This is a genomic window from Curtobacterium sp. MCBD17_040 (assembly GCF_003234805.2).
GTDB lineage: Bacteria > Actinomycetota > Actinomycetes > Actinomycetales > Microbacteriaceae > Curtobacterium.
In genome coordinates, this window is sequence record NZ_CP126273.1 from 2,048,939 (window position 1) to 2,074,938 (window position 26,000).

The following is a 26,000-nucleotide window of genomic DNA, read 5'->3' on the forward strand; positions in this document are numbered from 1 at the left end:
TTCAGGAGCGCTCGGGGTCGGCGCCGACGAGCGGGCGGACCCCGTCGTCGACCGACGGGACCGCGTCGTGGGCGGATGGGACCGCGTCGCCGCCGGACGGGACGTCCTCGTCGAGCTCGAACAGCGGCTCGACCTCGACGACGGGATCGAATCGGTGGAGCCACGACCGACGGTGGAGCGCATGCGGACCGGCGGCACGGATGCCGTCGTAGTGCTCCGTTGAGCCGTACCCCTTGTTCGACGCCCAGGCGTAGTGCGGGGCCTCCTCGTGCGCGGCGACCATGAGGGCGTCGCGCCGCACCTTCGCGACGACCGACGCGGCGGCGACCGAGGCGCAGTCGCGGTCGGCCTTGACCCGCACGAGCACGTCGACCGGGTCGCGGAGCGCTCGGCTCAGCCAGTCGAACGAGCCGTCGAGGACCACGACCGCACCGTCCAACGCGATCCCGGCCGCGACGAGCTGGTCGATGCCGCGCGCCCCGGCCACTCCGAGCGCCGTGACGATGCCCTGCTCGTCCACGAGGTCCGCCGATGCCATCCCGACCGCGGTGGTCGCCCAGGCCTCGAGCCGCGGCACCAGCGCCTCACGCTTGGCGGGCGAGAGCAGCTTCGAGTCCGCGAGCCCGCTCGGCATCCGGCCGACCGCGATCGTGACCGCCGCGACCCCGACGGCCACGGGGCCGGCGATCGCTCCGCGGCCGACCTCGTCGCACCCGATGACGGTCACGCGACCCTGTTCGAGCAAGGAGCGTTCCCATCGCAGGGTCGGCCGCGCAGGCCGCTTCGCGCCGCGCACTGCGCCCGCCGCCGTCACGAGTCCCGCTGCTCCACGCCCGCGAAGACGTCCGGGTAGTCGCCGAGCCACGACCACCGGCTCGTCGGCCACGAGATCACGAACGCGCGCCCCACGACGTCGGACTCCGGCACGAAGCCATGGCTCGGCGTCTGCCGGTTGTACCGGGAGTCCTTCGAGTCGTACCGGTTGTCACCCATCACCCACAGCGAGTGGGCCGGCACGGTGATCGAGAAGTCCGTGCCGGATGCGCGCGTCTCCCCCGCCGGCAACGTGATGTACGGCTCCTTGATGGGCACGCCGTTCACCGAGAGCTGTCCGAAGTCGTTGCAGCAGGACACCTTGTCGCCCGGCAGCCCGATCACGCGCTTGATCAGGTGGTCGTCGCTGTCCGCGGTCCCGAGGCCGACCTGCGTGAGCAGCCACTCGGCGGCCTTGCCGAGCGCCGTGTGCGGGGTCAGGTCCGGGAGCTGCTCGCCGTCGAGCCATCCACCCGGGTCCTTGAACACGACGACGTCACCGCGCTTGAGTCCGACCACGTGCGGCACGAGTTCGTTCACGATGACCCGGTCGTTCGGGACGAGGGTCTCCTCCATCGACGCCGAGGGGATGTAGAACGACCTGATCAGGAACGTCTTCACGAGGAACGACACGAGCAGCGCCGCGAGGAAGATGATGACGAGGTCGCGGAGGAAGGTGAGCGCTCCATTGCGGCGGCGCGGCTCGCCCCGGCGACGGGTCTCCCCGTCGGTGATCGGTTCGGTCATTGACGTCCTGCTGGTCCTTGAACGGTGACGGACGAAACAGCGAAGGCCCCCCGTCCAGCGAACACGCTACATGGACGGGAGGCCCTCGCCGACGCTCGGCGCGCTGGCTGATCCTTCGAGGAGGATCAGGCTTCGCGCTTCTCCTTGATCTTCGCCTTCTTGCCGCGGAGCTCGCGGAGGTAGTAGAGCTTGGCGCGACGCACGTCACCGCGGGTCACGAGCTCGATGTGGTCGATCACCGGGGAGTGCACCGGGAAGGTCCGCTCGACGCCGACCTGGAAGCTGACCTTGCGGACCGTGAAGGTCTCGCGGACCCCGTGGCCCTGCCGGCCGATCACGACGCCCTGGAACACCTGGACACGCGAGCGCGTGCCTTCGATGATGTTGACGTGCACCTTGACGGTGTCACCGGCGCGGAAGGCGGGGATGTCGCTCTTGAGCGAGGCGGCGTCCACCTGGTCGAGGAGCTGGCTCATGATGTGTCACTCTCTGCGGCCGCGCACGGGTCGGTCGCTGATCGATGGGAAGATGTGGTGCGTGCCCCACGAGCGGCGGTTCCCCCGTGGCAGAACCAGGCCAGGGCACGGCTGTCCATCTTGCCACAGGCTGTATGGCCAGCGCCACCCGGGCCGTCAGCCGGGACCACGTCCCGCGCGGGGTCGGCGTGCCGAAGCGCGGCCCGTGCGGTGCAGGATGGTGTGCATGATCGAACTGCGCACCCCCGCCGAGCTCGACGGCCTCCGCACCGCCGGACGGTTCGTCGCGGACGTCCTGGACGCGCTCGTCGATGCCACCGACGTCGGCGTCGACCTGCTCGACCTCGACGCGCTGGCCGGTCGGATGATCGCGGACCGCGGCGCGGAGAGCTGCTACGTCGACTACCACCCGTCGTTCGGCGCGATGCCGTTCGGCCGGTACCTCTGCACGTCCGTCAACGACGCCGCGCTGCACGGCCTGCCCCACGCGCAGCGCCTCGTCGACGGCGATCTGGTGAGCCTCGACTTCGCCGCGAGCGTGGACGGCTGGGTCGCGGACTCGGCCGTGACGGTCCAGGTGGGGACCCCGCGCGCCGAGGACCAGCGCCTCGTCGCGACCGTCCGGCGCGCGCTCGACGCGGGGATCGCCGCGGCGCGTCCCGGCAACCGTCTCGGCGACGTCTCGTCGGCCATCGGCTCGGTGGCACGGGATGCGGGCTACCCGGTCAACCTCCAGTTCGGCGGCCACGGTGTCGGCCGCTCGATGCACGGCGACCCCCACGTCCCGAACGACGGCCGCGCGGGCCGGGGGATGGTCCTCCGCCCCGGTCTCGTGATGGCGATCGAGCCGTGGCTCATGGCCGGCACGGACGAGCTCTACCAGGACCAGGACGGCTGGACCCTGCGCAGCAGCGACGGGTCGCGGGCGGCGCACGTCGAGCACACCGTGGCGGTCACGGAGGACGGCCCGGAGGTCCTCACGCTGCGCAGCGCCGAGCGGGCCGCCCTCCTCGCCTGACGTCTACTCACCGAGGAGGTCCGGGCGGACCCGCCGCGTCCGCTCGAGCTGCTGCTCGTGACGCCACCCGGCGACGCGCCCGTGGTGCCCGCTGAGCAGGACCTCGGGGACGTCGAGACCCCGCCAGGACGCCGGCTTCGTGTAGCTCGGGTACTCGAGCAGGCCGTCCTCGTGCGACTCCTCGGTGAGGCTCTCGGGGTTGCCGACGACGCCCGGGACGAGCCGCCCCACGGCCTCGACGATCGCCATCGCCGCGACCTCGCCACCGTTGAGCACGTAGTCCCCGAGCGAGACCTCACGCACGGACGCGCGGGAGGCCGCCCACTCGACGACCCGCGCGTCGATGCCCTCGTACCGGCCGCACGCGAACACGAGGTGTTCCTGCTCGGCGAGGGCACGCGCGGTCTCCTGTCGGAACGGCACCCCGGCAGGGGTCGGCACGACGAGGGTCGAGGACCGGTCGGGCCGCAGGAGCCCTTCGAGCGCGAGGCCCCACGGCTCCGGCTTCATCACCATGCCGGCACCGCCGCCGTACGGGGTGTCGTCGACAGTCCGGTGGCGGTCCGAGGTGTGGTCGCGGAGGTCGTGCACGTGCACGTCGAGCAGACCCCCCTGCCGCGCGCGACCGAGAAGCGAGACGTCGAGCACGCCGAAGAACTCCGGGAAGATCGTGACGATGTCGATCCGCACGGGTCAGTCCTCGTTGTGGTCGGTGGCGGACCCGTCGGCCTCCGCCTCCGACGGACCGGCGGCGTCCTCCGGGCCGTCGGCGGCGTCCTCCGGCGCTTCGATGACCTCCTCGAACAGACCGGTCGGGGGCGTCACGGTGAGCGTGCCCGCGGCGATGTCCACCGACGGGACGATCGCGCTCACGAACGGGACGAGGACCTCACCACGGGACGGCGTGTCGATCGCCAGCAGGTCCTGCGCCGGCAGGTGGTCGACCCGCGCGACCGTCCCGACCTCGACGCCCTCGCGGAGGACCCGGAGCCCGACGAGCTGATGGTCGTACCATGCGTCGTCTTCGCCCGTCGGCTCGTCCTCGTCCTGCTCGACCCAGAGGATCGCCTTGACGAGCGTCTCGGCGACCGTCCGGTCGGGGACACCGACGAAGAACGCGACGGGGTGCGCGTTGTACCACCGGAGCTCCTGGAGCTCGAGGTCCTTGCCGGACCACGGCGAATCGTCCGGCACCTGGAGCGAGAAGACGGCTCCCGGGGTGAACCGACGGTCCGGGTCGTCGGTGTAGAGCTCGAGCTTGAGACCGCCCTTGAGCCCGTGCGCCTTGCTGAGTCGACCCACCCGGAGCTGGGTCGTGCGACTAGGAATCGGTGTCGACCACGTCGACCCGCACCCGCTGACCGTCGGCGAGCGCCGACACGAGGGTGCGGAGCGCCTTCGCGGTCCGTCCGGCGCGTCCGATCACGCGGCCGAGGTCCTCGGGGTGCACACGCACCTCGAGGACCTCGCCACGCGGAGAGGTGGAGCTGGCGACGCGCACGTCGTCAGGGTGATCGACGATCCCCTTGACGAGGTGCGTCAGCGCGGATTCGAGCAAGACCTACGCCTCGGCGGCGGTCTCGTCGGTGGCGTCCGCGGCCGGAGCGGCCGGGGCCTGCTTCTCCGACTTCGGCTTGAGGACCGGCTTCTTCTTGTCGTCGGCGACGAAGGCCTGCTTCGGCTCGGCGGTCTTGACGGTGCTCGTCGCCGAGGCGTCGCCCTTGAACTTGCCCCAGTCACCCGTGAGCTTGAGGAGGGCGGCGACCTGCTCGGTCGGCTGCGCGCCGACGCCGAGCCAGTACTGCGCGCGGTCCGAGTCGATGTCGATGACCGAGGGCTCCTCGGTCGGGTGGTACTTGCCGATCTCCTCGATGACGCGACCATCGCGCTTGGTGCGCGAGTCGGCGACGACGACACGGTAGTACGGCGCTCGGATCTTCCCGAGGCGCTTGAGGCGGATCTTGACAGCCACGTTTGCTCCTGTTGCGTGTTCAGAGTGGTTGAACTGCCGACCGTGGGCGTGGGGGCACACGCGGCGAAAGCTCGGATGGAAGTCGCGCACCGCCTGATAGAGGGTCGGGCGGGCAGGACTCGACCGCTCATTCTTGCAGATGACCGGGAGGCTCGCCAACCGGCACGCGGTCGGGCGTCAGGGAGCGAGCCGCCGGACCGCTTCGAGCGCCTCCGTGGTCGCGCGGACCGCGTCCACCGAACGGGCGTCCCGCGCACCGCCGACGACCGCGAACGGCACCCCGGTCGCCGCGAGTTCCGACGCCAGGTCGCTCGACGCCTCCTGCCCGGCGCAGAGCACCACCGTGTCCGCGGGCACGGCGACCGGTGTGCCGTCCTCGTCGAGGATCCGGAGCACCCCGGGCTCGATCCCCACGTACTCGCGCACGCCTCCGATGAAGCGGACCCCCGCGTCCCGGAGACGGCCGAGCGCGACCCAGCGCGAGGTGATCCCCACACCCTGTCCGAACTTGCCGGAGCGGCGGAGCACGGTCACGTCGGGCCCCGGCCGGAGCGTGCGGGCAGCGGCGGGTTCGCGCTGCGGCAGGTCACCGACGAGCCCGTCGAAGCCGTCGAGCCCCCAGCGCTCGTCGAACTCCGCGGCCCGACGCGACTCGTCGGGCGACTCCACGAGGAACGCGGCCGTGTCGACACCGATCCCACCGCCGCCGATCACGGCCACGCTGCCCGCGGGAACGCCGTGCCGGAGCGCCTGCTCGTACGTGATGACGTGCGGCAGGTCCGCTCCGGGGATCGTCACCGTGCGGGGCACGACACCGGAGGCGAGCACGACGCCGTCGCTGTCGGCGAGGTCGGCGGCGGTGGCGGTCCGGCCGAGCAGGACCTCCGCGCCGCGCTCGACGAGTTCCGCGTGCGCGGACCGGACCGGACCGGCGTAGTCCTCTTTACCGGGGATGCGGGAGGCGAGCCCGAACTGCCCGCCGAGCTCGTCCGCGCGCTCCCAGAGTCGCACCCGGTGCCCGCGACGCGCCGCGTCGACGGCCGCCGCGAGACCCGCCGGTCCCCCGCCGACGACGTCGATCCGCTTCGGCTCGGCGGTCGGACGGACCGGGAACGCGACCTCACGAGCGGCCCGCGGGTTCACGAGGCACGACACCGGCTGACCGACGATCGACCGGTCGAGGCACGCCTGGTTGCAGCCGATGCACGTCGTGACCAGGTCGAACCGGCCGCGGAGGCTCGTGCCGACGATGGACGGATCGGCGAGGAACGGGCGGGCGAGGGCCACCGCATCGACGAGCCCGCGTTCGAGGACCGCCTCGACGTCGCGGAGGTCGGTCATGCGGTTCGACGCCAGCACCCGGACGTCCGGGCGGTCGGAGGAGCGCACGACGCGCGCGATGCGTTCGACGTACGACAGCCAGACACCGTGCGGCACGGCGGCCTGCACGGTCGGTACCCGGGACTCGTGCCAGCCGACCCCGACGCTGATGCCGTCGATCCCGGTCGGCAGCAGGTCGCGGACGAGTGCGTCGACGTCCTCCGGCGACGACGACCGCGGCATGAGGTCGACCCCGGACAGGCGGATCGTCACCGCGAGGTCCGGTACCGCGCTGCGGACGGCGCGCGCGACCTCCACGGCGAACCGCCGCCGACGCTCGGGGTCGCCACCCCATGCGTCGTCCCGCTGGTTCGTGAGCGGCGAGCAGAACTGGTTGACGAGGTAGCCCTCGGACGCCATGATCTCGACGCCGTCGAACCCGATGTCCCGAGCGGCCCGGGCCGCGTCGGCGAAGTCCTCGATCGTCCGGAGGACCTCGTCGTGGGTCAGCGCCTCGGGCACGACACCGCGCGCGGCCGCCCACGGCAGGGGCGACGGTGCGACGGCGCGCTGCGGCGCACCGTTCCGGTCCGTGAGCCCGGCGACCAGGGCGTAGCGACCAGCGTGGAAGAGCTGGGCGAGGACTGCGCCGCCCTCCGCGTGCACGGCGTCGACGGCGGTGCGGAAGCGGTCGTCGGTGTCCCCCACCCCGAACACCGCGAAGTCCGGGCCGCCGCGCGCCTCGTCGTTGACCGCGATGCCGCCGGTGATGAGCAGCGCCGCTCCCCCGGCGGCTCGCTCCCGGTAGAACGCGGCCATGCCGGCGCCACCGTCGTCGTGCACCTCGAGTCCGGTGTGCATGCTGCCCATCACGACACGATGCGGCAACGTGATCGGACCGAGCGACCACGGGGTCGTGGTGACGGCGAGCGGTGCGGCGGTCGTCAGCGGTGTCGACGGGTCGGACATGGGCGCGAGGGTCCTACTCCGGCAGGACGGCGTCGCGCAGCGGCGACGTCGTGTCCGACCAGAAGGGCGGCGCGATGACGGTGAGCCCACCGTCGACCGACAGCACCTGTCCGGTGATGTAGGACGCCTTGTCCGAGAGCAGGAAGTCGACCGCGTCCGCCATGTCGTCCGGGGTGCCGGGCCGCTGCAGCGGCAGCTTCTCGAGCACGGTGTGCATCGGGGCCTGACCGGGGACGTTCGAGTAGAAGTAGTCGAGCGAGTCGGTGTCGATGAGTCCGCCGTTGACCGCGTTGACGGTGATCTGCCGCGGACCGAACTCGACCGCCATGTACTTCATGTAGGACTCGGTCATCGCCTTCGCGGCGCCGAGCGCGGCGTACGTGGGGAACGCCCGCAGCGAGCCGTAGGACGTGACGACGACGATCCGACCGCCGTCGTCCATGAGCTCCGCCGCGCGCTGGGCGCCGAGCACGAACGACCGCGCGTTGGTCGCGTAGCTGCGGTCGAGGTGGTGGAGCTTCAGCTCCTTGACGGCCTTGAACGCGCTGGCTGCCGCGTTCGCCACGAAGTAGTCGAGCCGTCCGTAGGTGTCGCGGACGACGTCGAAGAGCGCGTCGATGGACTCGGGCTGCTCGATGTCGACCTGGGCGGTGATGCCGTCACCACCGGCGGCCTTGACGTCGGCGAGCGACTCCTCGGCCAGGTCGGCGTTGCCCTTGTAGGTCACGACGACGGTGACGCCGCGCGCGCCGAGCTTCTTCGCGAGCAGGCGGCCGATGCCGCGGGATGCGCCGGTGATGACGGCGACGGGTGCACTGGTGGTGTCGGCCACGGGGGTTCCTTGTCTCGCTGGTGCCGGCGCGTGCGCGCCGGTCGGGGGTGGGGCGGACGTCACGCGGGTGGGACGGTCACGCTGGTGCTGACGGTCGGGAGGCACGGGACGGGCCCGCCCCGCGCCTCCCGACCGAGGTCATGTCAGAATCGCGCCTGCCCGGTGACGACCGCGCGGCCGACCACGAGCTTCTGGATCTCGTTCGTGCCCTCCTCGAAGCGCTGCGCACGGGCGTCGCGGTACACGCGCTCGATCGTGTTGCGCTTCCAGTAGCCGGATCCGCCGTGCACCTGCAGGGCCTTGTCGGTGACCCGCGCGAGCATGTCCACGGCGACCATCTTCGACGCGCTCGAGAGCGTTCCCGCGTCGGGGCGGCCCTCCTCGTAGGCGCGGGCGGCCTCGTACACCAGGGCCCGCGCGGCCGCGATGTCCGCGTAGTTCTCGGCGAGGTAGAACTGGATCGCCTGTCGGCTGCTCAGCTTCTTGCCGAAGGTCTCGCGGGTGTTCGCGTACTCGACAGCCAGTTCGTTCGCACGCTCGGCCAGACCGACGGCGCTCATCGCGACCGACACGCGGCTCGGCAGGAGGAACCCGCCGAGCGCGACCTCGAGCCCCTGGCCCTCCTCGCCGAGGCGCGCGGACACCGGCACCGGGACGTCGTGGAACTTGAGGATGGCGTGGTCGGTGCCCCGGATGCCCATGGTGTCCGAGTCGTCGATCACCTCGGCACCCGGCAGACCCGAGTTCGGCATGAGGAACGCGACCGTGCCCTCCTGGCCCGTCGACCCCTCGAGCCGCGCCGCCAGCAGCCAGTAGTCGCACTTCACGCCGAACGTGATGAGGTGCTTCTCGCCGTTCATGACGTAGGTGTCACCCTCGCGCCGGACGGTCGTGCGGATGTCCGCACCGGTACCCGCGGTCGCTTCGGTCAGCGTGAACGCCACGAGCGTGTCACCGGCGATCGACGGCTTGACGACCTCTTCGAGCTGCTCCGGAGTCGCGTACGGCGCCATGGCGCGCCACGTGCCGTTGATGACGTGCACGAGCATGCGGATCGAGCCGTGGGAGCGCGAGATGATCTCCATGATCTCGAGGTAGCGCGGGAACGGGATCCCACGACCGCCGAGCTCGACGGGCGCCGCCAGGCCCAGCCACCCACGCTCGCGCAGGTCCACGAGGACCTGCGGGGGGACCTGCCCGGTGCGCTCGATCTCGTTCGCGTAGTCCTCGCCGGGGCCGCGCACCCACGCGTCCACCTCGGCCTTGAGCTGCTGGAACGCGTCCTCGTCGAACGGGGCCACGGTCTCGGTCACCTGCGTCATGAGTTCTCCTTCTGGGCGACGAGCGCCGCGGCCTGCTCGCGCAGGACGTTCTTCTGGACCTTGCCCACCGCGTTCCGCGGCAGTTCGTCGATGTACTCGAGCCGCTCCGGCCAGTAGTACTTCGACACGTTGGCGTGCTCGAGGTACTGCTGCATCGCACCGAAGTCGAGGGTCTCGTCGTCACGCGACGACACCACGAACGCGCAGGCACGTTCCCCGAGTCGCTCGTCGGGCATCGCGACGATCGCGACGTCCGTGACGAGGGGGTGCTGGTACAACAGGTTCTCGATCTCGACCACGGGGATCTTCTCACCGCCGCGGTTGATGACGTCCTTCACCCGGCCGGTGATGCTGAGGAACCCCTTGTCGTCGATCCGCGCGAGATCGCCGGTGCGGTACCACCCGTCCGGGGTGAACACGTCGTCGGTGAGGTCGGGGCGGTCGAGGTACCCGTCGAACATCGTCGGCGAGTGCAGCTCGAAGTTGCCCTCGCTCCCCACCGGGAGCTCGGCGCCCTCGTCGTCGACGATGCGCAGGCGGATGCCCGGCAACGCGCGCCCGTCGTGCCCGTATGCGTCCGCCGGGTCGTCGCTCGGGCTCGAGAGCGCGCCGAGGCAGGTCTCGCTCGTGCCGAAGGCGCCGAGGATCGCGCTCCCGAGCACCGTCGCGGCGCGCTGCGCGAGCGCGCGTGGGACCGCGGCGCCCGTGGGCACGAAGATCCGCAACGAGGCGGGCTGCTCGGCCCCGGCCTCGACGAGGTCGACGAGGTCGGTCAGGAACGGCGTCGCGCACTGCACGAACGTCGCCCCGGCCGCTCCGAACGCCTGGTCGAGCGCCACGCGGCCGTCCCAGACGGGCTGGATCACCTGCGCGACGCCGAGGCGGAACGCCAGGAGCATGCCGTAGAGGAACCCGGTCTGGTGTGCCAGCGGCGACGGGATGTAGATGCGGTCCTGGGCACCGAGGCCGGTCTGCGCGACGTGCATCGCGGTGGCCAGGCCCAGCGTCCGGTGTGGGTGCTGGACGCCCTTCGGCTCCCCCGTCGTCCCGGAGGTGAACAGCAGCTGGCAGATGTCGTCCGGACCGGGCGACATCGAGCGGATCTGCGCGGTGTCCGGTTGGACCGACTCGAGCGCGGTGTCGTAGTACCGCCAGTTCCACTCGGAGGCATCGACGCGGTCCATGGCGTCAGCGGGCATCGGCGGCAGGTTCGTCGGGGTGTCCTGGTGCCCGCGGGCCTCCGACCGCAGGACCACGACGTGCTCGACCGCGAGCCGACGGTTCTGCGCAGCGGCCTCGTCCACCACGTCGAGCAGCTCGATCGCGGGCCGGCGCTTGCGGAACACGTTCGGCAGGAACACGACACGGGCACGCGACCGCGCGAGCGTCATGGTGGTCTCACGCGGTCCGAACACCGGCATGATCGGGGTCGCGACGGCGCCGATCTGGACCGCGCCGAGCGTGATGGCGACGAACTCCCGCCAGTTCGGCAGCTGCATCGCGACCGACTCGCCCTTGCGCACGCCGAGTTCGAGCAGGAGCGCGGACACCTGGTCCGCCTCGTCCTGGAGCTGCTTCCACGTGGTCGTGACCGCGGCCGGTCCGCCGACCTCGATCACCGCGGCTCCGTCGGGGTCCGACTCGGCGAGTGCCCGGACGCGCTCGCTGAGCACGAGCGGCTCGGCGTCGATCCCCGCCGGGACCGCGGTCTCCTCGGCGGCGACGGCGCCGAGGTCCTCGGCGGCGTCCTCGGGGTCGAAGCCCTCGGCGGAGTCGGCCGCGGCGAGCGCCGCGGTGGCATCCCCGACCTCCATGTCGAGCCCGACCGAGTTCATCGCCTCGAGGAACGTCGGGTAGGAGATGCGGTACGCCCTCGGGTAGGTGAGCGCGGACACGCCGTCGGCCTTCGACGCCGCGACGGCGAGCGACATGAGCACGCGGTGGTCGTTGAACGACGACATCGGCGATCCGGTGAGCTGCTGCACCCCAGTGACGCGGAGCTCGTCCGCGCCCTGCTCCGCGCGGCCGCCCATCCGGTTCAGCTGCAGCATGGCGGCGACGCGATCGGACTCCTTGAGGCGGATGTGCGCGACGTTCCACAGGCGGCTCGTGCCCTCGGCGAAGGTCGCCATGGTGGACAGGACGGGCAGGAGGTCCGGGATCGGTTGGCAGTCGATGTCGAGTGGCCGGAGCGGCGAGCCGTCGTGCGTGATGCGCACGAACCCGGTCTCCTCGTCGATGCGCATCGGGACGCCCATCGCGGTGGCGAGGTCGAGGAACTCGCTCTCGGGGTGGTCGGTGTCGGCAGTCCGGAACGAGGTCATCCCACGCAGGAGCACGTCCGATTCGCGGATGCCCGCGGCGGCGATCCCGAACGCGGCCGAGCCGATGTCCGGCGGGATGACGTAGTCGTGTGGCGTCGCGCGCTGGTTCGCCGGCACGCGGTACTCGAGCCAGTCGTCCGAGACCTCGACGGTCAGTCCGAACTGGCGCATCATCGCGACCGTCAGCTCGACGTAGGGCTGCTCGTTGAGGCGGCCGCCCGTGATGTGGATGCGGGTCTCCTGCTCGGCGAACGGGGCGACCAGGAGCAGTCCGGAGACCCACTGCGACAGGGTGCCGGCGATCGAGACGTCGCCACCGCGCGGCCGTCGGGGCTGCACGGTGATGGGCGGGCAGTCGTTCGTCGCCTCGAGTTCGACGCCCATCTGCGTGAGCGAGGTCAGGAGCGCCTTGATCGGGCGCCGCTGGAAGTACTTCATGCCCGTGAGCGTCATCGGGCGGTCGGCGAGTGCGGCCAGGCCCGTCATGAAGTAGAGGGTGGTCCCGGACGAGCCCATGTTGAGCAGACCGTCCGCCCCGCGGGAGCCGTGGTCGACGACGTCGGTGGCGACGTAGCGACCGCCGAGCCCCGTCACGAGGTAGTCGTTGCCCCGTCGCACGATGTCGACGCCGAGCGCCCGCAGCGTCCCGACCGTCCACTCGACCTGCCGAGTCGTGCTGATGCCCGACACGACGCTGGTGCCCTCCGCCAGTGATGCGAGGACCAGCGCTCGATGCGCGTGGTACTTGGACACGGGGATGTCGAGTTCCCCGACGAGGGGTGCGGATGTCCCGCGGACGACCAGCTGCATGCGTACCTCATTCCGTGGCGGAGCGGATCCACCGTAGTCCTCGCCGAGCGCGGGTCGAAACCGCCGGGGGAACGACGCGCGGGAGCCGTTGTTGTGCGTGTCCGACAATGCACGAGGCAGGATGGGACCCGATCCGACAAACCGGCGCCCGACCCCGGGCGCGTGTCCCGAGCCGGCGACGGAGCCGTGTCCCCGGGCGCACCGACCGCCTCCGAAAGGCCGCGCATGGACATCGCGTTCACGTCGTCACGACCGTCCACGATCGGGATCGAGTGGGAGCTGCCGCTCGTCGATCGCACCACGGGCGACCTCACGCCGCGGGCGCCCGACGTGCTCCTCGCGGTGCGCGAACGGTTCGGACACGACCGGGTCACGAACGAGCTCCTGACGAACACCGTCGAGGTCGTCTCGGGCGTCCACGACACCGTCCGCGACGCGGTCCGCGACCTGGCCGGCATCGTGAGCGCGGTGCGCACGGCCGCTGACGTGCTCGACACGGACGTGATGTGCTCGGGTACGCACCCCTTCGCGCAGTGGGACCAGCAGGAGGTCACGCCCGACAGTGAGCGGTACACGACCCTCATCGACCGCACGCGCTGGTGGGGTCGCCAGATGCTCATCTGGGGCGTGCACGTCCACGTCGGCATCGACGACCGCGAGAAGGCCCTGCCGATCCTCAACGCGATGCTCGCGTCCGTGCCACACCTCCAGGCGCTGACGGCGTCCAGTCCCTACTGGGCCGGCGTCGACACCGGCTACGCCTCGAACCGGGCGCTCATGTTCCAGCAGCTGCCGACGGCGGGACTCCCCCCGCAGTTCGGTGCGTGGGCGGACTACGAGGAGATGGTGGACGACATGGTGCGCACCGGTGTCGTGGACGACCACACCGAGTTGCGCTGGGACCTCCGACCGTCGCCGAAGTGGGGGACGCTCGAGAACCGCGTCTCGGACGGCATCAGCACGGCGCACGAACTCGCCGCGGTCGCCGCGCTCGTGCAGTGCCTGGTGACCGAGGCGTCCGATCGGCTGGACGCCGGGGAGACCCTCCCCACCATGCAGCCCTGGTTCGTGCGCGAGAACAAATGGCGTGCGGCTCGGTACGGGATGGAGGCGGAGATCATCGTGGACGCCGCCGGTGACGAGCGCCTCGTGTCCGACGACGTCCGCGACCTCGTCGTACGACTCGAGCCCGTCGCCGAGCGCCTGGGGTGCCTCGAGGAGCTCCACGGGCTCGACCGCGTCCTCGAGGAGGGCGCGTCCTACCAGCGGCAGCTCCGCGTCGCGGCAGAGCACGAGGACGACATGCGGGCCGTCGTCCGGTCCCTGGTCACCGAACTCGGGGAGAGCATCGACGCGGTGCTGTGACCGGGCGACCGACGGGACGGACGGGAGGCGCACCGCACGTCCGTCCCGCCGCTACCGGTTCAGGAACTTGCCGAGCGCGGCCATCTCCTCTTCGGTGGGCGCCTTCGGGTTCTTCGCACCGCCGAGCCCGAAGCCACCGCCGGTCGGCGCCGTCGGCGCCTGCGGTCCGGACGCGATGGCCGCGTTCTGCGCAGCGCGCTTGGCCGGGTTGCCCGCCTTGGACCCCTTCTTCTTCGGCTGCTGCCGCTTGCCCGCGTAGGACGCACCGGGAACCGGGCCCATGCCGGGCACCTGGGGGACCCCGCCCTTGGCGACCGTCTTCATCATCTTCGCGGCCTGCTCGAACCGGTTCACGAGCTGGTTGACCTCGGTGACGGTCGACCCGGCACCGCGCGCGATCCGCAGGCGACGGGACCCGTTGAGGATCTTCGGCAGCGCACGCTCCTGCGGCGTCATCGACTGGATGATCGCCTCGGTCCGGACGATCTCGCGCTCGTCGAAGGAGTCGAGGGCCTCGCGCATGCCCTTCGCGCCGGGCAGCATGCCGAGCATGCTCTTGATCGACCCCGCCTTGCGGAGTTGCTGCATCTGCTTGAGGAAGTCGTCGAGCGTGAACGAGTCGGTCGCGATCTTCTCGGCGACCTTGCGGGCTTCGTCCTCGTCGAAGGCCTGCTGCGCCTGCTCGATCAGCGACAGGACGTCACCGAGGTCGAGGATGCGGCTGGCCATGCGGTCGGGGTGGAACGGCTCGAAGTCGTCGAGGTTCTCGCCCGTGGACGCGAACATGATCGGTCGGCCCGTGATGCTGGCCACCGACAGCGCGGCACCACCGCGGGCGTCACCGTCGAGCTTGGACAACACGACGCCGGTGAAGTCGACGCCCTCTTGGAAGGCGCGCGCGGTCGCCACGGCGTCCTGACCGATCATCGCGTCGATGACGAACAGGACCTCGTCCGGGTCGACGGCCTTGCGGATGTTCGCCGCCTGCTTCATGAGCTCGGCGTCCACGCCGAGCCGCCCGGCGGTGTCGACGATGACGGTGTCGAACTGCCGGTCCACCGCGACCTTCATCGCGTTCTTGGCGACCTTGACCGGGTCCCCGACGCCGTTGCCCGGTTCGGGCGCGTAGACCTCGACGCCGGCCTGCTCGCCGACCACCTGGAGCTGCGTGACCGCGTTCGGCCGCTGCAGGTCCGCGGCGACGAGCATCGGGGTGTGGCCGTCCTTCTTGAGCCACTTGCCGAGCTTGCCGGCGAGCGTCGTCTTGCCCGCGCCCTGGAGGCCCGCGAGCATGATGACCGTCGGCGGGCGCTTCGCGAACTCGAGGCGGCGCTGCTGGCCGCCGAGGATCCCGACGAGTTCCTCGTTGACGATCTGGACGACCTGCTGGGCCGGGTTCAGCGCCTTGTTGACCTCGTCCGACAAGGCGCGTTCGCGGACCGACGCCGTGAACGACTTGACGACCTCGAGCGCCACGTCGGCGTCGAGCAGGGCACGCCGGATCTCGCGGACGGTGCCGTCGACGTCGGACGGGGTGAGTCGACCCTTGGACCGCAGGTTGCGGAAGGTCTCGGTGAGCCGATCGGAGAGTGTGCCGAATTGCGCCATGGTCCCGCGATTCTACGCGCCGGACCCGTGCCGTGCCTCCCGGCCCGCCCACCGCGGGCGCGCGCGCCGGTCGTCAGGCGCGACGACCGGTGACGAGGCGCACCAACCACCCGATCACCGCGATCACGAGCACGACGATCCCGATCCAGAGCAGGATGCGCAGGGCTGCGCCGAGCAGACCGACGACCAGCAGGACGATGCCGACGATGATCGCGATGGTGAGGAGCCAGCGCATGAGAGCCTCCGGGTCGAGCCGACGGCCGGGCGACCGCCCGACCACCGTCGACGCTAGCCCCGCGGGCGCGAGCTGTCCGGGAGTAGAAGGGTTCGAGATCGCCGCGCAGGTGGTCGTGGACGAGGCGGTGCGCATGGAGTCGGTGGACGAGCAGCGACGTGGACCGGTGCTCGGCGCGCCCCTCCCGAGGGTCGAGGGCGCCGACAAGGTCCGCGGACGGGCTCGGTACGCCGCCGAGACCGGCGGCGAGGACGTCGCCTGCTACGCGTGGGTCGTGCAGGCCGCGATCGCACGCGGCCGGGTCGTGGCGATCGACCGGGAGGCGGTGCTCGCCATGCCGGGGGTCGTCACCGTGATCGCGGCCGACGACGCACCACGGCTCACCGCCGTCCCGACGACCGAGCTCTTCGTGCTGCAGAGTGACCGCGTCCACTACCGGGGCGAACCGGTCGCGCTCGTCGTCGCGGAGACCTTCGAGACCGCGCGGGCGGCCGCGGCCGCGCTCCGGGTGACCTACGACGCCGAGCCGGCGGACACGGTGTTCCCCGACGAACCATCCTTCGGTCCGGACGACGCCCCCGGGGTGTTCGTCGCCCCGGAGTCGATCAACGGCGACCTCGAGCCGGACACCGACCAGGGCGACCTCGACCGCGCGCTCGCCGACGCGGACGTCGTCCTCGACGCGACCTACACCACGCCACCCCAGGTCAACAACCCGCTCGAGCCGCACGCCGCGACCGCGTGGTGGGTCGGCCCGTCGCGCGAGCAGGACGAGGACGGTCGACCACGCGCCGCTGCCGGTGCCCGGCTCGAGCTCATCGAGGCGACGCAGGGGCCGTCCCTGGCCGCAGGTGTGGTCGCCGACCTGTTCGGCATCGACGACAGCGCGGTCCGGCTCCGCACCGAGCACGTCGGCGGCGGGTTCGGCTCGAAGGGCTCGCCGAAGCCCGATCTGCCCCTGGCCACCATGGCCGCACTCGTCACCGGCCGTCGTGTGAAGCTCGTGTTCACGCGGCAGATGGTGTTCTCGATCGGTGGCTACCGCACGCCGACCGCGAGCCGCATCCGCCTCGGAGCGCGTCCGGACGGCACGCTCACCGCGATCGGTCACGACGTCCGCACCCAGACCTCCACGATCGGCACGTTCGTCGAACAGGTGGCGGACTGCACCCGCCACGTGTACGCCGCACCGAACCGCCGCACCTCGCACCGGTACGTCGCACTCGACGTGCCGACACCCCGCTTCATGCGCGCTCCCGGAGAGGCACCCGGGAGCTTCGCGCTCGAATCGGGGATGGACGAGCTCGCCGCCGCACTCGGCATCGATCCCGTCGAGCTCCGCCTCCGGAACGAGCCGGACGTCGACCCGATCGACGGGGCGGCGTTCAGCACCAGGAACCTCGTCGGGTGCCTCCGCCGGGGGGCGGAGCTGTTCGGGTGGGAGGCCCGTGGCCGCGAGCCGCGCATGCGTCGCGACGGACGGTGGCTGGTGGGCGCGGGTGTCGCCGCCGCCTACTACCCCGCTCGCGTCGTCCCGAGCGGAGCGACCGTCACCGCCGAGGCGGACGGGACGTTCACCGTCGGCGTCGCCGCCTCGGACATCGGGACCGGGTCCCGCACCGTGCTCCTGCAGGTCGCGGCCGATGCCCTCGAGGTCGGGGTGGACCGCATCCGCATGCACATCGCCGACTCGACGCTCCCGCAGGCCGCGCTCGGTGCGGGGTCGTTCGGGACGACCTCGTGGGGATGGGCGGTCGACAAGACCTGCCGCTCGTTGCGAGAGCGACTCGAGCGCGGAGCGGTCGTGCCGTCCTCCGGTCTCTCGGTGACGGAGCGGACCGACGACGACGTGCAGCACCTCGCGGAGCGGTCGCGGCACGCGTACGGCGCGCAGTTCGTCGAGGTCCGCGTGGACACGGACTCCGGCGAGGTACGGGTCGACCGCATGGTGGGCGTGTTCGCCGCGGGCCGCATCTACAACGCCCGCACCGCCCGAGCGCAGCTCGTCGGTGGGATGACGTGGGGCATCGGCATGGCGCTGCACGAGGACGCCGAGATCGACCCCGTGGCGGGCGACATCGGCAACCACGACCTCGCCACGTACCACGTCGCGACGAACGCGGACGTGGAGTCGATCCACGCCGAGTGGCTCGACGAACCCGGCGAGGACCTCACGCCGCTCGGCGGCAAGGGGATCGGGGAGATCGGGATCGTCGGTGCTGCCGCGGCGCTGGCGAACGCCGTCTGGGACGCGACCGGCGTGCGGGTCCGTCGCCTGCCGATCCGACCGGACGCCCTCGTCGATCGGATGCCGGCCCGAGCCTGATGCGGCGCCCGTTCGGACACCCGGGCACGGTCACCGTCCAGGCGTCGAACGGTCAGCCGACGAGGTTCTGCACGAAGACGTGGGGCGTGAACCCGGTGAGGTCGTTGATGCCCTCGCCCTGGCCGATGAGCTTGATGGGGATCCCCGTCTTCTCCTGCACGCTGAGCACGAACCCGGCCTTCGCCGAGCCGTCGAGCTTCGTGATGACGAGACCGGTGACGCCCGCGCCCTCGATGAACGCCTGCGCCTGCGCGAGGCCGTTCTGCCCGGTGGTGGCGTCGAGGACGAGCAGCACCTCGGCGATCTCCGTCTGCTTCTCGACGACGCGCTTGATCTTCGAGAGCTCGTCCATGAGGCCCGCCTTGGTGTGCAGGCGGCCGGCGGTGTCGATGACGACGATCTCGATCCCCTCGCGTATCGCCCGGTCGACGGTCTGGTAGGCCACCGACGCGGGGTCCTGTCCGGGCTGCTGCGGTCGCACGACCTCGACCCCGGCGCGCTGCGCCCACGTCGCGACCTGCTCCACCGCCGCGGCACGGAACGTGTCCGCGGCGCCCACGAGCACGCTGCGGTCGTAGGTACGGAGGAACTTGGCGAACTTGCCGATCGTCGTCGTCTTGCCGACGCCGTTCACACCGACGACGAGCACGACGGCCGGGCGGTTCGACAGCTTCAGCGTGGTGTCGAGCTTCGACAGGCGCTCCTCGAGCACCTCGCGCAGCATCCGGTTCAGGTCCGCCGGATCGGTCGTCTGGTACCGGTCGACCTGCGCACGGAGGTCATCGACGACCTCTTCGGTGATGTCCGGCCCGAAGTCGGCACCGATGAGCGCGGCCTCGAGGTCCTCCCAGGTCGTCTCGTCGATCGTGCGCCGTTGGAACAACCCGCGGAGCCGACTCGAGAGGGACCAGGAACTCGCCATGCTCCCAGCTTAGAGCGGGCCGAACGCGCGCGATCACCGGTAGCCTGGCACCACGAAGGGGAGTATTCCTCCCGCGGTGGTGCCGTCAGTACGGTCCGGGACGATCCGGGCCCGGTGCCATCGGCCGCTCGTCCGGGCGGCGGAAGAGACCTTCAGTCGTCGTCGTCCCCGATTCCGGGAACGGCCCTACTGGAGGATCCACATGGACGTCCACATCGCCGTCTGGCTCGGCACCATCGCGCTGGTGCTCGCGCTCCTCGTCTTCGACTTCTTCTCGCACGTGCGCAAGGCGCACGAGCCCACCATCCGCGAGTCGACGACCTGGTCGCTCGTGTACATCGGGATCGCGGTCCTCTTCGGCCTCGGCGTCTGGGCGTTCGGCGGCCACCAGGCGGGCGGCGAGTTCTTCGCCGGGTGGATCACCGAGGAGTCGTTGAGCATCGACAACCTCTTCGTGTTCCTCATCATCATGACCGCGTTCAAGGTCCCGCGCGCCTACCAGCAGAAGGTCCTCCTCGTCGGCATCGCGATCGCGCTCATCGCACGCGGCGTGTTCATCGCCCTCGGCGTCGTCATCATCGACAACTTCTCGTGGGTCTTCTACCTGTTCGGCGCGCTGCTGTTCTGGCTCGCCTGGAGTCAGGCGCGCGGCGGGCACGAGGACGAGAGCGCCGGCGAGTCGCGGCTGATCCGCGTGCTGCGCCGCATCCTGCCGACCTCGGAGGACTACGACGGCGACCGCGTCACCACGAAGGTCGACGGCCGTCGCCTCCTCACGCCGATGGCGCTCGTCATGGTGGCGCTCGGCCTCACGGACGTGCTCTTCGCCCTCGACTCGATCCCCGCGATCTTCGGGCTGACGCAGGACGCCTACATCGTCTTCGTCGCCAACGCGTTCTCGTTGCTCGGTCTACGACAGCTGTACTTCCTCATTTCCGGGCTCCTCGAGCGCCTCATCTACCTCGGGCAGGGACTCGCCGTCATCCTCGGGTTCATCGGCGTGAAGCTCGTGTTCCACGCCATGCACGTCAACGAGCTCCCGTTCGTCAACGGCGGTCACCACATCGAGTGGGCTCCGGAGATCCCGATCTGGTTCTCGCTGTCGTTCATCGTGCTCGTCGTCGCGGTGGCGACGATCGTCAGCCTCGTCGTGTCCGCGCGGCGGGTCCGCCGCGGCGAACCGCTCGACGGCCATCACGACCAGCGCGTCGAGGCCTGATCCGCTGATCGGGGCGCTCAGCTCGCGGCGCGCTCGCGCTCCGCGAGCTGCACGCGCTGCCCGACGACCGCGCTGACGCCGTCCTGCCGCATCGAGACGCCGTACAGCGCGTCGGCGATCTCCATCGTCCGCTTCTGGTGCGTGATCACGATGAGCTGCGACGAGGTCCGGAGGCGTCCGAACACGGTGAGGAGTCGCCCGAGGTTGGCGTCGTCGAGCGCGGCCTCGACCTCGTCCATGATGTAGAACGGGCTGGGCCGGGCCGTGAAGATCGCGACGAGCAGCGCGATCGCCGCGAGTGAGCGCTCGCCGCCGGACAGCAGGGTGAGCCGGTCGATCTTCTTGCCCGCGGGGCGCACGGCGACGTCGATGCCGGTGGCGAGCATGTCGTCCGGATCGGTGAGCTCGATCGTGCCCGTCCCGCCGGGGAACAGGATCGGGAACACCTCGTCGAAGGCCCGCTTGGTGTCCTCGAACGCCGAGCGGAAGATCTCCTGCATCTTGCCGTCGAGCTCCTCGATGATCGTGAGGAGGTCCCCCCGCGTGCTCGTCAGGTCGTCGAGCTGCTCGGTGAGGAACCGGTGCCGCTGCTCGAGCGCCTGGAACTCCTCGAGCGCGAGCGGGTTCACCTTGCCGAGCTGTCCGAGGTCCCGTTCGGCGTCGCGGAGCCGGCGTTCCTGCTCCGCGCGCACGTACGGCACGGTCGGGACCTCGGTCTCGGAGCGGGGCGCGGCGTCCGGGTCCGGGAGCGCGGGGCCGCCGGGCAGTGTGGAGACCTCGGCATCGAGCGTCGCGGGGTCAGCGTCGGCGTCGACATCCGCGTCACGGTCGACTCCCGCCGCGCGCATCGCCTCGCGGTGCTGGCGCGCACGCACGCGGGGGTCGACGAGCACGTCCACGGGGACCGGGACGTCGGGGCCGTACTCGGCGACGAGCACCTGCTCGACCAGGCCGAGTTCGCTGCCGGCGCGTTCGAGCAGCGATGACACGTGCAGCTTCTTCTCGTAGATCTCCATCTCGAGCCCGTGGAGGCCGTCGGTGACCGACTGCAGCCGGTCGCGGAGGGACTGCTCCTCGGCCCGCAGGGTCTGGAGCTCCGTCTTCCGCCGCGCACGGTCGGCCTCGGCGGCGGTCAGCCGGACGCGGGCCTCAGCCACGGAGCGATCGACGGCGTCCAGGACCGCGGGGAGGTCGGCGATGACCCCCTCGGCGGCCTCGATCTGCCGGCGACGGATCACCGCGAGGCGCGCTTGTTCGTCGGCGGCCGCGCGCTCCGCGGCCAGCTGCCGCTCCAACGCCGCGCCCCGCGCCCGTTCGGCGCGCGCCCGCTCGCGGATGGTCTCGACCCGGATGCGCTGGTCGATCTCGTCGCTCCGCGCGGCCTCGAGGTCGTCGAGGAGGTCGTCACGCGCGGACGCGTCGAGGATCGGCCGTGGTGCGGCGAGGAAGGCGGCGTGCTCCTGGTCTGCGACGGCGAGCGCCTGCTCCGCCTGTTCGACGGCGCCCGCGGTCTCGGCGAGCGCGGCGCGGAGCCGGTCGGCCTCGCCTCGCGCGTTCTCCGCGCGGGTGCGCGCGGTCGCCGACGCCCGGTCGAACGCCGCCTTCGCGGCCACGTGGGCGCGGAGGGTGCGGTCGGCCTCGTCCGCCGTGGCGCGTGCCGCGTCCACGGCGTCACGCGCAGCTCGGAGGTCGGTGCCCGCCGCGTCGGCGGCCGCGACGACCTCGACGTGCCGGCTCGCGGCCGTGTCCCGCTCGGCCACGAGTTCGAGCCGCGACGTCGCGCGTTCCCCGCCGCCCGTCACGAGGACCGCGCGGACGACGTCACCCGCGGCGGTGACGACCGTCGCCTGCGGGACGGCGGCGAGCAGGGCCTCCAGGTCGGCCGTGGCCGGGTCCGCGCCCGGCTCGACGACGACGGTGTCCGCGAGCAGCGCCACGATCGCGGGAGGCCCGTCGACCACCTCGAGTGCCGGACGGACGCCGGACGGGAGGGCCGGGGGCAGGTGCGATCCCGTGCCCGGGGCGTCGGCGACGACGACGTCGATGCGACCGATGTCGTTCGTCCGTGCCGCGGTCACGGCGTCGAGCGCGGCGGACCGGGTGGCGGCGAGCACCGCGTCGGCGAGTCCGCCGAGGGCGGCCGCGACCGCGGCCTCGTACCCGGCGGCGACCCGGATGTGGTCGGCGAGCCGGCCGAGCACCCCGGCGCGCCCGGCGTCGATGAGCGCCTGTGAGCCGTCGCGGACGTCGAGCGACAGCCCGAGCGCGGTCACGCGTGCGGCGAGGGCGTCACGCTCGCGCTCGAGCCGATGCAGCCGCTCCCGCGCCTCGTCCCGTCGCGACTGGGCGCCCTCGAGCGCCGCCCGGGCGTCCGTGAGCAGCTGCGCCAGGTCGTCCTCGTCCGCGTCCAGTCCCGGGTCGCGGGCGACCCCGGCGAGCTCCTGTTCGGCGCGTCCGGCACGCTCCTCGGCCTCGGCGAGCGCCCGCTCCCGACGGGCACGGTCGGCCGTGGCGGAGGCGAGCCGCTGCCGTGCCACGTCGACGCGGTTGCCGAGGCGCTGGGCGTCCAGGTCGTGCTGCGACACGAGTGCGCTCTGCGCCGCGATCTCCTCGTCGAGGGCGTCGAGCGACGCACGCGCCCGGGCCACGCGCTCGGCCGCCGACGCCAGCGCGCCCTGGAGGTCCTCGGCGTTCGCCTCGAGACGCTCGGCCTCGTCCCGCGCGTCCGCGACCATCGACGGGGTGACGGTGGGGCCCTGGGCGGGCACGTCCGCCTGTTGGGCGAGCAGCAGGAGGCGCTGGTTCGCGAGGGTCGACAGCCCCCGCAGTCGCTCCTGCACGCTCTCGAGGCCGTGGAGCACCGTCCGCGCCCGGTCGACGTCGTCACCCACCATCGTCTGCTCGACGTGCTGCTGTCGGATGCGCGCCTGGTCGAGCCGCTCCTGGAGCACGATGCGCTCGCTCTTCCGGCCGGCCTCGACCGCGAGGTGCTCGGCGAGCTCCCGCCGCAGCCGGACGACGTCGTCCGCGAGGATCCTGGCCCGCGCGTCCCGGGCGACCGCCGCCACGGACTGCGCCTTGCGCGCGACCTCGGCCTGCCGTCCCAGCGGCTTCAGCTGACGCCGGATCTCGCCGGCGAGGTCGGACAACCGGGTGAGGTTCGCCTGCATCGCGTCGAGCTTGCGGAGCGTCTTCTCCTTGCGCCGACGGTGCTTGAGGATGCCGGCGGCCTCCTCGATGAAGCCGCGTCGGTCCTCCGGCGTCGCGTGGAGCACCTTGTCGAGCTGTCCCTGCCCGACGATGACGTGCATCTCGCGGCCGAGCCCCGTGTCCGACAGGAGTTCTTGGACGTCGAGCAGGCGACAGTTCTCGCCGTTGATGGCGTACTCGCTCCCGCCGTTCCGGAACAGGGTCCGCGAGATCGTGACCTCCGCGTACTCGATCGGGAGCACGCCGTCGCTGTTGTCGATCGTCAGGGTGACCTGCGCGCGGCCGAGCGGTCCCCGCGTCGAGGTGCCGGCGAAGATGACGTCCTCCATCTTGCCGCCGCGGAGCGTCTTGGCGCCCTGCTCCCCCATCACCCACGCGAGGGCGTCCACGACGTTCGACTTGCCCGAGCCGTTGGGACCCACGATGCAGGTCACGCCCGGCTCGAGTGCGAAGGTCGTCGGTTGCGCGAAGGACTTGAACCCCCTGAGGGTCAGGCTCTTCAGGTACACGGACGGCCTTCCATGCTCGCGCGATCGGTGGGCACAGGCTAGCCCAGGCGCGACCGCGGCCGTCGCTGGCACACGGGGCAGCGGTGGCTCGAGCGGTTCATGAACGCCTCGCGCACGATCGTCGCCCCGCAGCGGGGGCACGGCTGACCTTGTCGCCCGTACACGGCGAGCCGCTGGGAGAAGTACCCGGACTGCCCGTTCACGTTGACGTACTGGGCGTCGAAGCTCGTGCCGCCGTCCTCGAGCGCCCGGCGGAGCACCGCGCGCACCTCGTCGAGCAGGCCGGTCAGCGCGCGCCGGCTCAGTGCGTCGGCGGGGCGGTCGTGGTGCAGCCGGGCCGCCCACAGGCTCTCGTCCGCGTAGATGTTGCCGATCCCGCTGACCACACCCTGGTCGAGCAGCACCCGTTTGATGCCGCTGTGCCGCCGGTGCGCGAGCGCGACGAACCGCGCGTCGTCGAACGCGGGGTCGAGGGGGTCCCGTGCGATGTGCGACACCTGCGTCGGGATCCGCCGTCGCCACGCCCCGTCGGGATCCGCCTGGTCGGCGGCACCGGCGTGCCCCGCGGGTGCGCCGTCGACGGTCGGGACGGTCGCGTCGACCGCCATCGAACCGAAGGTCCGTTGGTCGACGAACTCGAGCTCGACCGGCGGCTCGACGAGGCCGTCGGCGGTCCGGCCCGCGGGCTGCACCGCGAGGACCACCCTGCGGTGCCGAGCGGCCGGGCGGTCCCGACCGAGCAGGATCTGACCGCTCATGCCGAGGTGCGCCACGAGGGCCTCGGGACCCGCGCCGACGTCGTCGAGCGGCATCCACAGGAACTTGCCGCGCCGCACGGCGGCCTGCACGGTGCGCCCGGTCAGGCGGGCGACGAAGTCCTCGGCCGGGCCCCGGTGTCGCGTCAGAGCGCGGTCGTCGACGACGTGGACGTGGAGCACGCGGGCGCCCGTGACGGCCGGTTCGAGGCCCGCGCGGACGACCTCGACCTCGGGGAGTTCGGGCACTAGCGGGCGTCACCCTTGCCGGCGTCGGGGCCGTCCGCCGCGAGGAGGTCGACCGACTCCTCGCCGCGGCCGGACAGTCGCGTCCACGCGCCGAGCGCCGCGGCCATCTCGGCGTTCTTCTTGCTCGATCCGGTACCGCTCGCGATGTCCTCGCCCATGAGCACCACGGTGGCGTGGAAGGTCTTGTCGTGGTCGGGGCCCTCTTCGGTGACCCGGTACGCGGGGTTGCCGAGGGACCGTGCCGACGCCAGTTCCTGCAGGCTCGTCTTCGGGTCCATCGCGGCGCCGAAGCGGTCGGGGTCGACGAGCAGGGGCTCCACGAGGCGCAGCACGAGCGCGGTGGCGACGTCCGGCCCCGCGGACAGGTAGGTCGCGCCGATGACGGCCTCGACCGTGTCGGCCAGGATCGACGACTTGTCCCGGCCGCCCGTGAGCTCCTCGCCGCGACCGAGCTTGAGGAAGGCGCCGAGGCCGATGATGCGGGCGATCTCGGCGAGGGCGACGGTCGACACGAGACTCGCGCGTCGCTTGGCGAGCTCGCCCTCGTCCAGATCCGGGTAGTCGCGGTAGAGCTTGACCGTCACGGCCTGCCCGAGGATCGAGTCACCGAGGAACTCGAGTCGCTCGTTGTGCGCGATGCCCCCGTGCTCGTATGCGAACGAGCGATGCGTCAACGCCAGGTCGACGAGATCCGGGTCGACGTCGACGTCGAGGACGGCCAGCAGACGTGCAGCGTCCGACTCCGCGGGGGTCGACCCACGGGAACCGGACGCTGCACGCACTGATCCGCCTCGATCAGACGTCGGCGACCTTGCGGCCCTTGTACTCCATGTAGAGCGCGGTGCCGGCGCTGTCCTCGACGACCTTGGCGCGGTGCGGGAGGCTGTAGGTGACCTTGCCGTTCTCGACGGTCTTCACGAGCGCGACGGGCGCCGCCTTCCACTGCGAGCGGCGGGCGTGCGTGTTGGCGCGCGACTTCTTGCGCTTGGGAACGGCCAT

At 71.7% G+C, this 26,000-nt stretch carries 22 protein-coding genes; 4 read left to right on the plus strand and 18 right to left on the minus strand.

Translation table 11 applies throughout. The features are described from left to right. Position 1 precedes the first annotated feature (1 nt). From rnhB to rplS, 3 genes are all read right to left on the minus strand, one after another. A complete protein-coding gene (gene rnhB / locus DEI94_RS09625) occupies positions 2-745 on the minus strand; it encodes a ribonuclease HII (protein ID WP_284183706.1) in 744 nt (247 codons plus the stop codon). A gap of 65 nt (positions 746-810) precedes the next feature. Beyond that, positions 811-1,560 (minus strand): signal peptidase I, encoded by a 750-nt coding sequence (gene lepB, locus DEI94_RS09630; protein ID WP_111009284.1) that lies wholly within the window; start codon positions 1,558-1,560, stop codon positions 811-813. 125 nt (positions 1,561-1,685) lie between these two features. Beyond that, positions 1,686-2,036 carry a 50S ribosomal protein L19 gene (rplS, locus tag DEI94_RS09635; protein WP_111009285.1) on the minus strand — a complete coding sequence of 117 codons (351 nt, stop codon included), beginning with the start codon at positions 2,034-2,036 and terminating at the stop codon, positions 1,686-1,688. 226 nt (positions 2,037-2,262) lie between these two features. Here rplS and map point away from each other — a divergent pair, with 226 nt between their 5' ends. Next, positions 2,263-3,054 (plus strand): type I methionyl aminopeptidase, encoded by a 792-nt coding sequence (map, locus tag DEI94_RS09640; RefSeq protein ID WP_111027150.1) that lies wholly within the window; start codon positions 2,263-2,265, stop codon positions 3,052-3,054. 3 nt (positions 3,055-3,057) lie between these two features. Here map and trmD read toward each other — a convergent pair whose 3' ends face one another. The 8 genes from trmD to aroA form a co-directional block, all read right to left on the minus strand. Next, positions 3,058-3,744: a tRNA (guanosine(37)-N1)-methyltransferase TrmD gene (gene trmD, locus DEI94_RS09645; protein ID WP_111027149.1), complete on the minus strand. Its 687-nt coding sequence runs from the start codon at positions 3,742-3,744 to the stop codon at positions 3,058-3,060. A gap of 3 nt (positions 3,745-3,747) precedes the next feature. Then, positions 3,748-4,356: a ribosome maturation factor RimM gene (gene rimM, locus DEI94_RS09650; RefSeq protein WP_111027148.1), complete on the minus strand. Its 609-nt coding sequence runs from the start codon at positions 4,354-4,356 to the stop codon at positions 3,748-3,750. Positions 4,357-4,375: 19 nt separating this feature from the next. Beyond that, the gene (locus tag DEI94_RS09655; RefSeq protein ID WP_111009289.1) at positions 4,376-4,612 is read right to left on the minus strand and encodes an RNA-binding protein; all 237 of its coding nucleotides are present in this window, start codon (positions 4,610-4,612) and stop codon (positions 4,376-4,378) included. A 3-nt stretch (positions 4,613-4,615) separates the two neighbouring features. Next, positions 4,616-5,026: a 30S ribosomal protein S16 gene (gene rpsP, locus DEI94_RS09660; RefSeq protein WP_111009290.1), complete on the minus strand. Its 411-nt coding sequence runs from the start codon at positions 5,024-5,026 to the stop codon at positions 4,616-4,618. Between the two features lie 177 nt (positions 5,027-5,203). Continuing rightward, positions 5,204-7,315, minus strand: a complete 2,112-nt coding sequence (locus DEI94_RS09665) for an oxidoreductase (RefSeq protein WP_111027147.1) — start codon at positions 7,313-7,315, stop codon at positions 5,204-5,206. 13 nt (positions 7,316-7,328) lie between these two features. Further along, entirely contained in the window at positions 7,329-8,147 is an 819-nt protein-coding gene (locus DEI94_RS09670) for an SDR family oxidoreductase (RefSeq protein WP_111009292.1), read from the minus strand. 143 nt (positions 8,148-8,290) lie between these two features. Next, complete coding sequence (locus DEI94_RS09675; RefSeq protein ID WP_111009293.1) at positions 8,291-9,469, minus strand: acyl-CoA dehydrogenase family protein; 1,179 nt, start codon at positions 9,467-9,469, stop codon at positions 8,291-8,293. Beyond that, the gene (aroA, locus tag DEI94_RS09680; protein ID WP_111009294.1) at positions 9,466-12,603 is read right to left on the minus strand and encodes a 3-phosphoshikimate 1-carboxyvinyltransferase; all 3,138 of its coding nucleotides are present in this window, start codon (positions 12,601-12,603) and stop codon (positions 9,466-9,468) included. The genes DEI94_RS09675 and aroA overlap by 4 nt, the downstream gene beginning before the upstream one ends. Before the next feature lie 225 nt (positions 12,604-12,828). On the opposite strand from aroA, the gene DEI94_RS09685 reads away from it, so the two are divergent. Beyond that, on the plus strand, positions 12,829-13,968 hold the full coding sequence (locus DEI94_RS09685; protein ID WP_111009295.1) for a glutamate--cysteine ligase: 1,140 nt from the start codon (positions 12,829-12,831) through the stop codon (positions 13,966-13,968). Between the two features lie 51 nt (positions 13,969-14,019). On the opposite strand, the gene ffh is transcribed toward DEI94_RS09685, so the two are convergent. Continuing rightward, positions 14,020-15,576, minus strand: coding sequence for a signal recognition particle protein (ffh, locus tag DEI94_RS09690; RefSeq protein ID WP_111009296.1), 1,557 nt, complete (start codon positions 15,574-15,576; stop codon positions 14,020-14,022). 73 nt (positions 15,577-15,649) lie between these two features. Continuing rightward, positions 15,650-15,946 carry a PH domain-containing protein gene (locus DEI94_RS09695; RefSeq protein ID WP_146249513.1) on the minus strand — a complete coding sequence of 99 codons (297 nt, stop codon included), beginning with the start codon at positions 15,944-15,946 and terminating at the stop codon, positions 15,650-15,652. On the opposite strand from DEI94_RS09695, the gene DEI94_RS09700 reads away from it, so the two are divergent. After that, on the plus strand, positions 15,945-18,137 hold the full coding sequence (locus tag DEI94_RS09700; protein ID WP_111027171.1) for a xanthine dehydrogenase family protein molybdopterin-binding subunit: 2,193 nt from the start codon (positions 15,945-15,947) through the stop codon (positions 18,135-18,137). The genes DEI94_RS09695 and DEI94_RS09700 overlap by 2 nt on opposite strands. A gap of 52 nt (positions 18,138-18,189) precedes the next feature. On the opposite strand, the gene ftsY is transcribed toward DEI94_RS09700, so the two are convergent. Beyond that, positions 18,190-19,059 carry a signal recognition particle-docking protein FtsY gene (gene ftsY, locus DEI94_RS09705; protein WP_111027146.1) on the minus strand — a complete coding sequence of 290 codons (870 nt, stop codon included), beginning with the start codon at positions 19,057-19,059 and terminating at the stop codon, positions 18,190-18,192. Between the two features lie 202 nt (positions 19,060-19,261). On the opposite strand from ftsY, the gene DEI94_RS09710 reads away from it, so the two are divergent. Beyond that, complete coding sequence (locus tag DEI94_RS09710) at positions 19,262-20,278, plus strand: TerC family protein (RefSeq protein ID WP_111009299.1); 1,017 nt, start codon at positions 19,262-19,264, stop codon at positions 20,276-20,278. A gap of 17 nt (positions 20,279-20,295) precedes the next feature. Here the strand turns inward: DEI94_RS09710 and DEI94_RS09715 are convergent, their stop codons facing one another. The 4 genes from DEI94_RS09715 to rpmF all read right to left on the minus strand — a co-directional run bounded on the left by DEI94_RS09715 (position 20,296) and on the right by rpmF (position 26,000). Continuing rightward, complete coding sequence (locus DEI94_RS09715) at positions 20,296-23,997, minus strand: chromosome segregation SMC family protein (RefSeq protein ID WP_111027145.1); 3,702 nt, start codon at positions 23,995-23,997, stop codon at positions 20,296-20,298. Positions 23,998-24,035: 38 nt separating this feature from the next. Then, complete coding sequence (gene mutM / locus DEI94_RS09720; protein WP_111027144.1) at positions 24,036-25,001, minus strand: bifunctional DNA-formamidopyrimidine glycosylase/DNA-(apurinic or apyrimidinic site) lyase; 966 nt, start codon at positions 24,999-25,001, stop codon at positions 24,036-24,038. Continuing rightward, complete coding sequence (rnc, locus tag DEI94_RS09725) at positions 25,001-25,726, minus strand: ribonuclease III (RefSeq protein ID WP_258378039.1); 726 nt, start codon at positions 25,724-25,726, stop codon at positions 25,001-25,003. Before rnc ends, mutM begins: the two co-directional genes overlap by 1 nt. 70 nt (positions 25,727-25,796) lie before the next feature. Next, complete coding sequence (gene rpmF / locus DEI94_RS09730; RefSeq protein ID WP_111009303.1) at positions 25,797-26,000, minus strand: 50S ribosomal protein L32; 204 nt, start codon at positions 25,998-26,000, stop codon at positions 25,797-25,799.

What these genes read in the sequence shown, in the direction of transcription:
- ffh (WP_111009296.1), bottom strand. Translation starts at nt 15,576, where the DNA reads ATGGCGCAATTCGGCACACTCTCCGATCGGCTCACCGAGACCTTCCGC.
- map (WP_111027150.1), top strand. Translation starts at nt 2,263, where the DNA reads ATGATCGAACTGCGCACCCCCGCCGAGCTCGACGGCCTCCGCACCGCC.
- DEI94_RS09675 (WP_111009293.1), bottom strand. Translation starts at nt 9,469, where the DNA reads ATGACGCAGGTGACCGAGACCGTGGCCCCGTTCGACGAGGACGCGTTC.
- rpmF (WP_111009303.1), bottom strand. Translation starts at nt 26,000, where the DNA reads ATGGCCGTTCCCAAGCGCAAGAAGTCGCGCGCCAACACGCACGCCCGC.
- aroA (WP_111009294.1), bottom strand. Translation starts at nt 12,603, where the DNA reads ATGCAGCTGGTCGTCCGCGGGACATCCGCACCCCTCGTCGGGGAACTC.
- lepB (WP_111009284.1), bottom strand. Translation starts at nt 1,560, where the DNA reads ATGACCGAACCGATCACCGACGGGGAGACCCGTCGCCGGGGCGAGCCG.
- rplS (WP_111009285.1), bottom strand. Translation starts at nt 2,036, where the DNA reads ATGAGCCAGCTCCTCGACCAGGTGGACGCCGCCTCGCTCAAGAGCGAC.
- DEI94_RS09685 (WP_111009295.1), top strand. Translation starts at nt 12,829, where the DNA reads ATGGACATCGCGTTCACGTCGTCACGACCGTCCACGATCGGGATCGAG.
- DEI94_RS09710 (WP_111009299.1), top strand. Translation starts at nt 19,262, where the DNA reads ATGGACGTCCACATCGCCGTCTGGCTCGGCACCATCGCGCTGGTGCTC.
- DEI94_RS09700 (WP_111027171.1), top strand. Translation starts at nt 15,945, where the DNA reads ATGGAGTCGGTGGACGAGCAGCGACGTGGACCGGTGCTCGGCGCGCCC.
- DEI94_RS09665 (WP_111027147.1), bottom strand. Translation starts at nt 7,315, where the DNA reads ATGTCCGACCCGTCGACACCGCTGACGACCGCCGCACCGCTCGCCGTC.
- DEI94_RS09695 (WP_146249513.1), bottom strand. Translation starts at nt 15,946, where the DNA reads ATGCGCACCGCCTCGTCCACGACCACCTGCGCGGCGATCTCGAACCCT.
- ftsY (WP_111027146.1), bottom strand. Translation starts at nt 19,059, where the DNA reads ATGGCGAGTTCCTGGTCCCTCTCGAGTCGGCTCCGCGGGTTGTTCCAA.